12 protein-coding genes are annotated in these 12,428 nt (G+C 37.0%); 3 read left to right on the plus strand and 9 right to left on the minus strand.

What is annotated here, in order from left to right:
- Positions 1-3: 3 nt before the first annotated feature.
- The 9 genes from ribA to BMX49_RS03115 all read right to left on the minus strand — a co-directional run bounded on the left by ribA (position 4) and on the right by BMX49_RS03115 (position 7,369).
- Positions 4-594 carry a GTP cyclohydrolase II gene (gene ribA / locus BMX49_RS03075; RefSeq protein ID WP_034718555.1) on the minus strand — a complete coding sequence of 197 codons (591 nt, stop codon included), beginning with the start codon at positions 592-594 and terminating at the stop codon, positions 4-6.
- A 10-nt stretch (positions 595-604) separates the two neighbouring features.
- A complete protein-coding gene (locus BMX49_RS03080) occupies positions 605-1,060 on the minus strand; it encodes a hypothetical protein (protein ID WP_034718556.1) in 456 nt (151 codons plus the stop codon).
- Positions 1,053-1,667 carry a DUF4254 domain-containing protein gene (locus BMX49_RS03085; protein WP_034718557.1) on the minus strand — a complete coding sequence of 205 codons (615 nt, stop codon included), beginning with the start codon at positions 1,665-1,667 and terminating at the stop codon, positions 1,053-1,055. The genes BMX49_RS03080 and BMX49_RS03085 overlap by 8 nt, the downstream gene beginning before the upstream one ends.
- Positions 1,668-1,677: 10 nt before the next feature.
- Positions 1,678-1,884 (minus strand): Sec-independent protein translocase subunit TatA/TatB, encoded by a 207-nt coding sequence (locus tag BMX49_RS03090; RefSeq protein WP_034718558.1) that lies wholly within the window; start codon positions 1,882-1,884, stop codon positions 1,678-1,680.
- A gap of 32 nt (positions 1,885-1,916) precedes the next feature.
- Positions 1,917-3,500: a peptidoglycan DD-metalloendopeptidase family protein gene (locus BMX49_RS03095; protein ID WP_034718560.1), complete on the minus strand. Its 1,584-nt coding sequence runs from the start codon at positions 3,498-3,500 to the stop codon at positions 1,917-1,919.
- On the minus strand, positions 3,497-4,291 hold the full coding sequence (gene lolB1, locus BMX49_RS03100; RefSeq protein WP_034718562.1) for a lipoprotein insertase outer membrane protein LolB1: 795 nt from the start codon (positions 4,289-4,291) through the stop codon (positions 3,497-3,499). Before lolB1 ends, BMX49_RS03095 begins: the two co-directional genes overlap by 4 nt.
- Before the next feature lie 94 nt (positions 4,292-4,385).
- Positions 4,386-5,417, minus strand: coding sequence for a sugar phosphate nucleotidyltransferase (locus tag BMX49_RS03105; RefSeq protein WP_034718564.1), 1,032 nt, complete (start codon positions 5,415-5,417; stop codon positions 4,386-4,388).
- Between the two features lie 67 nt (positions 5,418-5,484).
- Positions 5,485-5,916 (minus strand): dUTP diphosphatase, encoded by a 432-nt coding sequence (gene dut / locus BMX49_RS03110; protein WP_034718566.1) that lies wholly within the window; start codon positions 5,914-5,916, stop codon positions 5,485-5,487.
- Position 5,917: 1 nt separating this feature from the next.
- Positions 5,918-7,369, minus strand: a complete 1,452-nt coding sequence (locus tag BMX49_RS03115) for a lipopolysaccharide biosynthesis protein (protein WP_034718568.1) — start codon at positions 7,367-7,369, stop codon at positions 5,918-5,920.
- A gap of 141 nt (positions 7,370-7,510) precedes the next feature.
- Between BMX49_RS03115 and BMX49_RS03120 the strand changes: the two genes are divergently transcribed.
- From BMX49_RS03120 to BMX49_RS03135, 3 genes are all read left to right on the plus strand, one after another.
- Entirely contained in the window at positions 7,511-8,848 is a 1,338-nt protein-coding gene (locus tag BMX49_RS03120; protein ID WP_034718569.1) for a dihydroorotase, read from the plus strand.
- Between the two features lie 162 nt (positions 8,849-9,010).
- The gene (locus BMX49_RS03125) at positions 9,011-9,892 is read left to right on the plus strand and encodes an SDR family oxidoreductase (protein ID WP_034718571.1); all 882 of its coding nucleotides are present in this window, start codon (positions 9,011-9,013) and stop codon (positions 9,890-9,892) included.
- A gap of 223 nt (positions 9,893-10,115) precedes the next feature.
- A complete protein-coding gene (locus BMX49_RS03135; RefSeq protein ID WP_034718574.1) occupies positions 10,116-12,338 on the plus strand; it encodes a M1 family metallopeptidase in 2,223 nt (740 codons plus the stop codon).
- Positions 12,339-12,428 lie beyond the last annotated feature (90 nt).

Raw genomic sequence — 12,428 nt, forward strand, 5'->3', positions numbered from 1 at the left:
AACTTACTCATCTTCTAGGAGATGACCAAAGTAGTCTTTCTTAGTTTTTAAATAAGCTTCACTTTCCTTTGTAGAGTCAATCTGCAAAGGAATTCTTTTATTAAAACGAATATTGCTATCCTTAACAAATTTTATTTTTTGAGGATTATTGGTTAAAAGATTTACTTCTTTCACCTCCAAAATATTAAGAATTTCGATCGCAATATCAAAGTTACGATCATCGGCTGGGAGTCCCAATTTTAGATTAGCTTCCACCGTATCAAAACCTTGCTCTTGCAAAGCATAGGCTTTTAGCTTATTGATGATTCCGATATTTCTTCCTTCTTGTCTTAAGTAAACGATAATCCCACCATTTTTGTGAATGAAATTCATCGCTGCATCTAACTGTTGACCACACTCGCATTTTTTAGAATGAAACACTTCGCCAGTAATACATTCCGAATGGAAACGAACATTGACGGGTTTTGAATAATCAGTATCTTTCGCAATTATAGCCAAGTGCGGCATCCAGTCGCCTTCTAATTTCGAAAATGCAATCATACGGAATTCTCCGTGCTCGGTCGGAACGTTTGATTCAGCTTGAATTTTTAACATGGAGGTTTTGCTATTTTAGAGAAGTAGAGGTGGAATCTTTGGAAATGTTACTTTCGAGAAAGGTCATGTTGGTTTTAATTCGGACCAAATATCGATTCAGAATTTGATCTTCGTCCTCATTCAAAAATTTTCTGAGATTTTGAAGTTTCTTGTAGGATTTTTCAAAATTTCTTTGGGCGATGTTGAGACCATTAACATTATAAGCCTCCATCGCACCGATATAATCTTTGATATGATATTTGAGCTTAGTGATTTCAGCATTAACGGAGTCATTGCGGAATTTTGGAAATGAGGTAAGTAAATTGGTAATTTCTGAGGAATAAACGATAATGTTTTTTCTTTCACTATAGGAGTACACATTGTTTTGACCACTACTGATTCCAACTGGAGAAAGATTTATTTTTTCCGCAGAACAGGATAAAGTAAGCAATAGTAATAAGGTATAACCAAAGTTCAGTTTACGCATTTTTCACATTTTGATAAAGGATCGGATTAAGACTTTCATCATTGTACATTTTCATCTGTTTATACACTTTCATCTTAATGCTACCGTTCTCTATATCAAAAAGCAATTGATTGATTGCTTCCGAAAGATCTTTTTTTTGTTCCAGCAAAGTATTCAACTTTGCAGTACAATTTTTGCGATGTTCATCACTTGCAGACTCACGCTGAGCTTCAAGATTCATATGATACACCTTTAATGCTAAAATCGAAAGACGATCTACTGCCCAAGCGGGAGTTTCCGAATTAATCTTAGCATCGCTATTTGGGGAGATATTTTTGTATTTAGTTAGGAACCAACTGTCGATGAACTCTACCAAATCAGTTCTTTTCTGATTTGAAGAGTCTATTGCTCTTTTTAATTTTAAAGCTTCAGTTGGATCAATATTTTCGTCTCGAATAATATCTTCTAAATGCCATTGAACGGTATCAATCCAATTCTTAGCATACAAAAGATGTTCCAAACTTTCGGTTGGAAATGGATTTTGTAGCATTGTATCTACATCGTCCATTATGTGGTAATCCGCAATCGACTGATTGAAAACCCTCCACGCTGTTTCCGTAAAATTCATGGAGATATTTTTAAGGGGTAGTAGAACTAGAATTGCTTTTTGGCTCCTCGGGAGTTTTTGTTTCATCTTCCTTCACCGCGTCTTTAAATTCTTTAATTCCAGAACCTAAACCTCTCATCATTTCGGGTATTTTACGACCTCCGAAAAAGACCAAGATAATAATCCCAACGATTAACAAGTGTTGCCAAGAAAGTGCTAGTATTGTAAGTGTATCCATTTTGAAATTTTATACAAAGTTATATTTTTTTTTTAATTCACCCAACCTAATGGATCCACTGGATTGCTACCGTTCCATATCTGAAAATCTAAAGTATAGCTGCCATCGAAATCTGCCCCGATCGTTCCCATTGAGGTTCCTGCAGAAACCTGCTGATTAGCAGAAACCATCGTGCTAGATAGATTTGCATAGATGGTGAAATAATCACCGTGTTTCACAATTACCGTCTTCGATCCATCAGCAGAAGCGATAACTCGCGACACAGTTCCGGGAGCAACACATTTTGCCACAGTACCTTTAGCCACAGCAATTTTCACGCCGTTGTTTTCTTCCACAATGTTTTTGAAAACGGGGTGCGGCTGTCGCCCAAATCGGTGAGTGATTGTACCATAAGCCGGCATTCCCATTTTTCCTCTATTGGCAGCAAAATTACTTCCCAAGTTCGGAGAGACACCAAAGTTGGTCATTGCCTTTGCCTCAGCTGCTTTCTTCTCATCATCATTTTTCTTAGCCATGCTCGCTTCTGCTGCGCGGGCTGAAGCTGCTCTATCGGCTGCGGCTTTTGCATTTGTGGCGGCTTCCGCAGCATCTCTGGCGGCAGAAATTCGGCGTGCTTCTGCTTTCTCCGCATCTGCTGCTTTTTTAGAATCTTCGGTTTTTTTCGAATCAGCCGCGGCAGCTATTTTCGCTTTCTCTAGCTCCTCAGCGGCTTTTCGTTCAGAAATTTCTTTTAATCTTCTCGCTTCATCATCAGCCTTTTTCTTCTCTAAAGCCAAAGCTTCCATTCGTGCTTTATTTTCCGCTTCTATTTTTGCTTTTTCTCTTTCTGCAGCAATTTTTGCAAGACGAATTTTTTCGGCTTCTATTTTTCTGTTTTCTTCTTCTTTAACTCTGGCAATTCTGATCTCCTCTGCAATAATTGATCGAATTTGACCTTCCAGCTGTTTAGATTCTGCCTGCTTCTGCTTCAGTTCGCCAGTTAGTTGAACTTCATTTTTCTTGAATTCTTCCAGCAGAGTTTGTTTCGTTTTCTTTTCAGCTTCTATAGTTAATAAATCTTTTTTCTGATTAGAAAGAATCATTTCTTTATCTGCGGCCGATTTCTGTTTTAAGGTGATGTTTTCCTGTAAAACCTTAGCCGCTGTGGAAATTTCCGCAGCTTTTTTGTCTTGATAATCTGAGTAATCCTTTAAATATTGAATTCTTCGAAGCGCTTCTCCTAAGTTTTTTGAGGAGAGAATAAAAGTAACTTTGTTTTGCGAGCCTTTGTTTTTATAAGCTTTCACCAAAACTTCAGCGTAGTTTTTTCTTAAGACTGCCAATTCGCGATTCTGGCGATTGATTTCTAATTGTCTTAAATAGATTTCGTCTTCAATTAGTCTTTTTTCCTTTTGTGTATTGGTATATACTTTTTCCCGAAGGCCAATTTTCTTTTCTACTTCGTTTAAGTAAGCTACAGAGAGTTTAGACTGCTGCTGAGTTTTAGCGAGATTTGAGTTAATTGCTGAAATTTGTTTTTTCAAGTCGGCATTCTGCTTTTGAAGTTGTTCCTTCTTCTGCGCAGAAAAAGATACGAACAGAAAAATTCCTATTAAAACGCTTAATCTTTTAATCATTTAATTTCAGTTTTCTTATAATTATTGGGAACAGAGTAGGGAGCATCCATTTTCGAACTCTCAAATTTCGTATTTTCTAATAAAATCTGACTGTCTTTCGAACCCTTTATTACTATTTTAACAGTTTTCGGAAGTTTATTGTTTTCGAAATTCTCCCAATTCGCGTAGGAAACTTGAAGTTCATCTGACGCATTAATTTTTTTCAACGAAACATTTTCAAGATCCATTTCGTTATTGTAGGACAAGGAAGCGGAGTATTCATGCGAGCTTCCGTTAGACTGAAAACTTAAATCTTTTATAGAAGTTAACAAATAACCTTGCGCATTTTTGGTCAGTTTAAAATCTTTGGCGGTAACGGGAATAAAGGTCTTACCCAAAAGCAAATTTTGAAAAGCTCCATAATCGATGAAGTTGACATTAAGAAGACCATTTAAATAAGAAAAATCTGATTCAATATAAGTCTTATTCCACTTTTCATATCCTTTAATTCCGTCAGGTGTAGCGAGTCCTCTTCCAACATTTAGAAAGATCGCAATCATATTGATCCAAACTTTTTTGTCTTTTTCAATATAAATTGTCGCATCTAAAGGTGGAATAAATTTACCAGTTTCTGCCGTGATTCTAGAATTTATTTTAAGCTGTTGAAAATTAGTTTTTTCTGTAATTGTCTTGAAAAAAGCTGTATTGGAAGCGATTGGTGAATTGGTGCTAATGGGATTTTCAACCGCCGTTTTTGTTTTGCACGAAACCATCATGATTATTACGGCAGCCGCTAGGATATATTTTTTCATTTAATTTTTTTGGTTAAACTTTTAGGGAAAGTTTACAATATTAACGCCAAATCAGACAGAATGTTTTGGTTAGTAAGTGAATATTATTTCAATACTATTTATGACTCTCCTCTTTTGAAAGGAAATCAAGTACGGAAAAATCACCTAAAGATATTTCGCGAGCTACTCCATAATATTGAGCAGAATTCCCAATCATTGAGTTGCTTAAATTCCCATGATCAATCATCGTGTTTTCTTGAATTAAGGAATTGTCAATATTTGAATTGATAATCTTGGTATTGTTCCCTATAGAAACTCGCGGTCCAATTTTAGAGTTAGAAATTTCCACATTTTCTCCAATAAAACACGGTGGAATAATTAAGCAATTGGTAATTTTTGCCGACGCTGGAAAGTTTGCCACATTTTTTATCTCATACTCTAGTACCTTTCCGTTGGTGTCAACGGTCGCGTTTTTATTTCCACAATCCATCCAGTCGTCAACCTTCCCAAGAGAGAATTTCGCCCCTTTTTGACGAAGGTTTTCTAACGCAGTTGTTAATTGAAATTCGCCGCCCTCTTTAATGTCATTATCAATGATATAGTTGATTTCACCCATTAATTTTTCAGCAGAATTGAAATAATAAATTCCAATAATTGCCAAGTCGGAAACGAAGGTCGTTGGCTTTTCTACAAAATCGGTGATGAAACCGTAATCGTCTAATTTCACCACTCCAAAGGCAGATGGATCATCTACTTTTTTAACCCAAATTACGCCATCAGAATTTTTATCTAAAATAAAATCGGCTTTGAATAAAGTATCTGCAAACGCAACGATAACATTTCCTTGCATCGATTCTTCTGCGCATTTAATCGCATGAGCGGTTCCTAGCGCTTCGTCTTGCGTATAAACCTTTCCTTTTGCGCCTAAACTTTCGGCGATTTGAATTAAAGAGGCTTCAACTTCAGCTCCGAAATCTCCAATAATAAAGGCGATTTCATCAATTTTTTCGCCCGCAACTTTAGTAATATCTTCAACTAAACGTTGTACAATTGGTTTACCAGCGATTGGAATTAAAGGTTTTGGAACTGTTAAAGTATGAGGTCTTAATCTAGAACCACGACCAGCCATTGGCACAATAATTTTCATATTTTATTTTTTAGTTGATTTACGACTTTTGACAAAGTCTATTTGACGTAAAATAATCATTTTAAATTTATAACTGAGTACTTCCGAATCCACCTGTACCGCGCTCTGTCTCATTAATTTCAGAAACTTCTTGCCATTCTGCCGTTTCGTATTTCGCAATCACCATTTGCGCAATACGGTCACCATTATTGATGGTGAAATTCTCGGTCGACAAATTTACTAAAATTACCCCAATCTCTCCACGGTAATCTGCATCGATCGTTCCGGGTGCATTTAGAACCGTAATTCCGTTTTTTATGGACAAGCCGCTTCTCGGTCTAACTTGTGCTTCTGAACCTTTTGGCAGTTCCAAAAATAATCCCGTGGGAATCAATTTTCGCTCTAATGATTTTAAAGTGAGGCTCTCATCCAGATTAGCATACAAGTCCATTCCAGCAGAAAGCGTGGTTTGGTATTTAGGTAAGGGATGGTGGGATTTATTAATGATTTTTATTTTCATATCAGGCTTTTCTAATTTTTCTTAAAGTTTCTTTTTCTATATAAACAACAATTGCTAAAAATACAAGAAATAGTGCGTTTCCAACGATTATATTTCCATCAAATACATAATACGAAATAATAGAGAATAGAATACTTATACTTAAATATCCTATTATTTTTTTCATATTGTAGGGAACAGGATAAAAATGTTGTCCGAGGAAATAAGATGCGATCATCATTGATAAATAAGAGAAAAATGTCGCCCAAGCCGAAGCCCAAAAGCCATATTCTGGAATGAAGTAAAGATTGATTGCAATAGTTACTGCCGCACCCAGCAAAGAAAGATATGCGCCGTAAATCGTTTTGTCGGACAGCTTATACCATACTGACATATTCAGATAGATTCCTAAAAATACTGCAGCGATAAGCACTATTGGTACAATCGCAATTCCAACATTATATTCCGCGTTTCTTAAATACAAAGGGGCAATCCAATTTAAATTGACACATAAGGCCAAAAGGAAAACGCAATTGACAACCACGAACATGTCCATTAACTTTGCATACGATTTCCCGGAGTTTTCATTCTTTGCGTGCGCGAAAAAGAAAGGTTCAATCCCTAAAAGATACGCTTGTCTAAAGAGCGTAATAAAAGTAACAATCCTACAAACAGCGCCGTAAATAGCCATCTGTTCAGTATTTGTTCCATCGGGAAGAAGATATTTTAAGAACTGGCGATCCATCGTTTCGTTGATAACCCCAGCCAATCCCGCAATGGTAATAGGCCAGGAATAGGCCATCATTTTTTTCCACAGTGACGAGTCGAATGCTTTGAAACTTACACTTTTTAACTCCTTGAAAAGAAGGATGAAAGTGACTGCACTGGCGACCAGATTCGCGACGAATACATAGCCAATTCCAAAATCTTTATCATAGGTAAAACCGAAGAATCCAGTATTTCCTAATTTTGGAAGTAGCACAATAAAAAACAAAACCAATAAAAAATTGACTACGCCATTAATAATTTTAATGATGGCGAACTTTTTGGGCCTGCCTGTTTTTCTTAAAATGACAAAAGGCATCGTGCTTAGCCCATCTAATCCGAGAACAATAACAATTAAAGTTAAAAGATTAACCTGATCAGGCGTTTTAAAAGCTACTGCCAAATCGGAACGGTACAGGTAAGAAAAAATGACGAAAATTAGGGAGACTGTTATAACACTTAAAGTCGCTGTGGAAATTAATTTTTTCGAATCTTCTATTTTCTCCGCAAAACGGAAGAAAGTCGTTTCCATCCCATGCGAAAGGAGAACGATTATAATTCCGGCAACAGAATAAAAATCGATAAAAGGCGCCAATGCCGACGGTCCAAACCGCTCTGTGACAAAAGGCGCAATAATAAATGGGAAAAGACGAATGATAACGGTGCTTAATCCATAGATTGCCGTTTGCCCCAATAATTTTTTATACAAAATTTAGAAATTTTTACAAATGTATTGTTTTAATTAAAATCAAAAAATAATTTTAGAAATGAAAGCGTCCGCTCAGTTGAAAATTCTGTTCATTCTCTTGAATTTCCCTAAATTTACGGGGAACAAATCCGCACCCTAAAAATGAAAATCCTTATTAAAAATGCTCACCTTGTTAATGAAAATCAAATTATAGAAAGTGATCTACTCATTGAAAATGATTTAATTTCAAAAATCGGAAAAAATATAGCTGGAGAAAATGTAGATCAAATTATTGATGCTTCCGGCAAATACCTCCTTCCAGGAATTATAGATGATCAGGTTCATTTTCGAGAACCAGGCTTGACTTGGAAAGGCGATATCGAAAGCGAATCGAGAGCGGCAGTTGCTGGCGGAATCACCAGTTTTATGGAACAGCCGAATACCGTTCCCAATGCGGTCACGCAAGAATTGTTGGAAGAAAAATATAAAATTGCGGCAGAGAAATCATTTGCGAACTATTCATTTATGATGGGTGGTACCAATGATAATTTAGAAGAAATTTTGAAAACAAATCCAAGAAATGTCGCTGGAATAAAATTATTTCTCGGGTCTTCAACTGGAAATATGCTGGTTGATAATCCAGAAACTTTAGAAAAGATTTTTAGCAGTACAAAAATGCTGATTGCTGTTCATTGCGAAGATGAGGGGACCATTAGAAAAAACACTGAAATAGCGAAAGAAAAATATGGTGAAGATATTCCAGTTACGGAACATCATCTTATTAGAAGTGAAGAAGCGTGTTATATATCTTCTTCAAAAGCGGTTGAGTTGGCAAAAAAAACTGGAGCAAGATTGCATTTATTTCATATTTCAACGGCTAAAGAAACGGAGCTTTTTAGAAACGATATTCCTTTAAAAGACAAAAAAATCACCGCAGAAGTTTGCGTACATCATTTGACGTTCACCAGTGATGATTATGGCACGAAAGGAAATTTCATCAAATGGAATCCAGCCGTAAAAACGCAAAAAGATAAAGACGGTTTGTGGAAAGCTTTGCTGGATGATCGAATTGATGTTATCGCCACCGATCATGCGCCACATACTTTGGACGAAAAATCTCAGAACTATTTACAAGCACCGTCGGGCGGACCTTTGGTTCAACATTCTTTAAATGTGATGTTAGAAAATTTTAAAAATGGAAAAATTTCTTTAGAAAAGATCGTTGAAAAGATGTGTCATAATCCCGCTATTCTTTTTGAAATTGAGAAACGTGGTTTTATCAAAGAAGGTTATAAAGCGGATTTAGTTTTAGTTGATTTAAATGATGGTTACACCGTTTCGAAAGAAAATTTATTATATAAATGTGGCTGGAGTCCCTTGGAAGGAACGAAATTTCAGTCGAAAATTACGCACACTTTTGTCAATGGGTTTTTGGCTTTTGAGAACGGAAAGGTCTCAGATGAAAAACATGGCGAAAGACTCCTTTTTGATCGAGATTGATTTTAACTAGCGCTGTTAGAGCTCGAAGCTCTAACAGCGCTTACGATTAATCCGAAAAATAATTCTTTTCGGCGCTCGCTTCACTCCTCATCTTTATCCAAGGCATAACTTTTCGTAACTTTGCTACCGCTATTTCTCTTAAATTTACAAAAACAATAGAATATGAATTTATATACGCAACCGATGCTCAAAGAAGATGCATTGAAAGATAAAGTGGCCGTTGTAACAGGTGGTGGAAGCGGATTAGGAAAAGCCATGACCAAATATTTTTTGCAATTAGGCGCCAAAGTAGTCATTACTTCCAGAAATTTGGAGAAATTACAAAATACGGCAAAAGAACTTGAAGAAGAAACAGGCGGAAAGGTTTTTTGCGTACAATGTGACGTTAGAAATTGGGACGAAGTTGAAGCAATGAAAAATGCTGCCGTAAAAGAGTTCGGACAAATTGATATTCTTTTAAATAATGCGGCCGGAAACTTTATTGCACCCACAGAGCGGTTGACACATTCGGCTTTTGACTCGATTTTAGAAATCGTCCTAAAAGGAACGAAAAACTGCACCTTATCAATCGGTAAATATTGGATTGAGAATAAAATCCCAGGAACGGTGCTGAATATCGTCACCACTTACGCTTGGACTGGCTCGGCTTATGTCGTTCCCTCTGCGTGTGCAAAAGCTGGAGTTTTAGCCATGACCAGAAGTTTAGCGGTTGAATGGGCGAAATATAATATTCGTTTCAACGCAATCGCACCAGGACCATTTCCAACCAAAGGAGCTTGGGAAAGATTATTGCCAGGAGACTTGGCGGAGAAATTTGATATGCGTAAAAAAGTTCCATTAAGAAGAGTTGGTGAGCATCAGGAATTGGCGAATTTGGCGGCGTATATGGTCTCCGATTATTCTGCGTACATGAATGGCGAAGTCGTGACACTCGATGGTGGCGAGTGGTTGCAAGGCGCGGGAGAGTTCAATATGCTGGAAGAAATTCCACAGGAAATGTGGGATATGTTAGAGCAAATGATCAAAGCCAAGAAGTCTAATTAATCAGCGTATTATTGGGGCAACTTAATCCGCCTTCCACTCCCAATCTTTTTTTTGCCAACGCTTTAGGCCCTTCAAAAAAAAGGATTTCCGTTGAAGTCGGGTTGCAGGTTAGTTTCCAAATAAAAAATCTTGCTATTATTTGAAATAGCAAAAACGAAAATATAAAAGTTCGGTGTTTGTAACAATACTGGGCTTTTTTTATACTCATTACCCAAATACCCTCATGAATTTTAAATTTTTGAAGCCATTCATTACGTTGGCAATTGCAGTTTCTGTTCAATTATCCGCTCAAACCGATGTTCCAAAATACAGTTACACCGAAGCGTTTAAACCGTTTTTCTATCAGAATAATGCAACTGAAACCCGTTCAGCGAGCGGACAACCCGGTCATAAGTACTGGCAAAACAGCGCCGATTATATTTTGAATGCCACTTTGAACGATTCTAAAAATGAAATTTCTGGTTCGTCGGAAATCATTTACACCAATAATAGTTATGACGATTTAAGTTTTCTGTGGTTGCAATTGGATCAGAATTTATTCAAAAAAGATTCCCGTGGAAATGCCGTTGTTCCACTGGCCGGAAATAGAAATGGTGCACACGGACAAGAATTCGATGGCGGATATACCATTAAATCAATTGAAATTCTTTCTTCAAACGGCAAGAAATTAAATATCAATCCGACTTACACGATTTCAGATACCAGAATGCAGATCGATCTTCCCCAAGATTTAAAAGCAAAAGGTGGGGTTATCAAATTTGTAATTAATTATTCATTCGTCTCACCCAATTACGGATCTGATCGTATGGGCGTTGAAGCCACGAAAAACGGTAAGATTTTTACCATCGCACAATGGTTTCCAAGAATGTGTGTTTACGACGATCAAATGGGTTGGAACACTTTGCCTTATCTGGGTGCAGGAGAATTTTATCTCGAATATGGCGATGTTACGGCAAACTTAACTGTTCCGGCCAATCATTTTGTCGTGGCTTCTGGGGAATTATTAAACCCGAAAGAAGTGTATTCAAATGACCAAAATAAAAAATGGGAACAGGCACGAAACAGCGAAAAGACTGTTTTGATCCGTTCCGCTGCGGAAGTAAATGCTGCGGCGAAAACTTCAGCTACCACGAAAACATGGAAATTCAAAATTGAAAATACAAGAGATTTTGCGTGGGCATCTTCGTCTGCATTTATTTTAGATGCAGCGAAAATCAATTTACCAAGTGGAAAAAAATCATTGGCGATTTCGGCTTATCCAGTCGAAAGTGATGGAAATGATTCGTGGGGAAGGTCTACGGAGTATACCAAAGCCGCGATTGAACATTACTCGAAAAAATGGTATGAATATACTTATCCAACTGCCGTAAATGTTGCTGGGAATGAAGGTGGAATGGAATATCCTGGAATTGTTTTCTGTCACATGGATTCGAAAGGCGCTGATCTTTGGGGTGTTACGGATCATGAGTTTGGGCACAACTGGTTTCCCATGATTGTTGGTTCCAATGAGAGATTGTATGCCTGGATGGATGAAGGTTTGAATACATTCATCAACGATATTTCTGGAAAAGAATTTAACAAAGGGGAATATCACACGGCAAAATCACTTCAAATGATGGCGCCCGCTTTTAATAATGATAACATGGAACCGATTATGACGGCTCCTGATAATTTAAAGGAAAGAAATCTTGGCTTCTTAGGCTATTATAAACCCGCAGCCGGAATGCAAATGTTGCGCGAAAACATTTTGGGTGAAGAACGTTTTGATAAAGGACTACGCGAATATATTAAAAGATGGGCTTTCAAACACCCAACGCCAAATGATTTTTTCAGAACCATGGAAAATGTGGCGGGTGAAGAGTTGAACTGGTTTTGGAGAGGGTGGTTTTTGAACAAATGGAAAATTGACCAAGCGGTAAAAAGCGCGAAATATGTAAACGGTGATTTCACCAATGGCGTTGTTATTAAAATTGAAAATATTGGTCAACTACCAATGCCCGTGAATATAGATATTAAATTTAAAGATGGAACGACGCAGAATGTAAAATTACCAGTAGAAATTTGGAAACGAACTTCAGAATGGTCCTTTGAAGTTCCGACCACCAAGGAAATTGTGACGGTACAATTAGATCCAAAGGGAAGTTTGCCTGATGCCAATCCAACAGACAATATCTTAAAAATGGAAAGTGGAATTGCGGAAACAATTACATTATCCGATTATATTGGAACTTATTCAAGCAAACAAATTCCTTTAAAAATCGCCTTAAAACAAGAAGGTAAAAAACTAATGGCGCAAGCCGACGGGCAAAATGCATTTCCTTTAGAATATGATGGTGGAGGTAAATTCAGTTTCACCATGGCAGGAATTGAACTTGAATTTGCCAAGGACAAGAAAAGCTTTATCCTACTACAAGGCGGACAAAAATTTACTTTTACTAAAGATTAAAGAACTGAAGTGTATTAATAATTGAATGAAATCGTCCCGCAAAAATATTTTGTGGGACGGTTTATTTTGAAGATTATCGATTTTACCGAA

The organism is Kaistella antarctica (genome assembly GCF_900109615.1).
Classification (GTDB): Bacteria; Bacteroidota; Bacteroidia; order Flavobacteriales; family Weeksellaceae; genus Kaistella; species Kaistella antarctica.

What these genes read in the sequence shown, in the direction of transcription:
- ribA (WP_034718555.1), bottom strand. Translation starts at nt 594, where the DNA reads ATGTTAAAAATTCAAGCTGAATCAAACGTTCCGACCGAGCACGGAGAA.
- BMX49_RS03080 (WP_034718556.1), bottom strand. Translation starts at nt 1,060, where the DNA reads ATGCGTAAACTGAACTTTGGTTATACCTTATTACTATTGCTTACTTTA.
- BMX49_RS03085 (WP_034718557.1), bottom strand. Translation starts at nt 1,667, where the DNA reads ATGAATTTTACGGAAACAGCGTGGAGGGTTTTCAATCAGTCGATTGCG.
- BMX49_RS03090 (WP_034718558.1), bottom strand. Translation starts at nt 1,884, where the DNA reads ATGGATACACTTACAATACTAGCACTTTCTTGGCAACACTTGTTAATC.
- BMX49_RS03095 (WP_034718560.1), bottom strand. Translation starts at nt 3,500, where the DNA reads ATGATTAAAAGATTAAGCGTTTTAATAGGAATTTTTCTGTTCGTATCT.
- lolB1 (WP_034718562.1), bottom strand. Translation starts at nt 4,291, where the DNA reads ATGAAAAAATATATCCTAGCGGCTGCCGTAATAATCATGATGGTTTCG.
- BMX49_RS03105 (WP_034718564.1), bottom strand. Translation starts at nt 5,417, where the DNA reads ATGAAAATTATTGTGCCAATGGCTGGTCGTGGTTCTAGATTAAGACCT.
- dut (WP_034718566.1), bottom strand. Translation starts at nt 5,916, where the DNA reads ATGAAAATAAAAATCATTAATAAATCCCACCATCCCTTACCTAAATAC.
- BMX49_RS03120 (WP_034718569.1), top strand. Translation starts at nt 7,511, where the DNA reads ATGAAAATCCTTATTAAAAATGCTCACCTTGTTAATGAAAATCAAATT.
- BMX49_RS03125 (WP_034718571.1), top strand. Translation starts at nt 9,011, where the DNA reads ATGAATTTATATACGCAACCGATGCTCAAAGAAGATGCATTGAAAGAT.
- BMX49_RS03135 (WP_034718574.1), top strand. Translation starts at nt 10,116, where the DNA reads ATGAATTTTAAATTTTTGAAGCCATTCATTACGTTGGCAATTGCAGTT.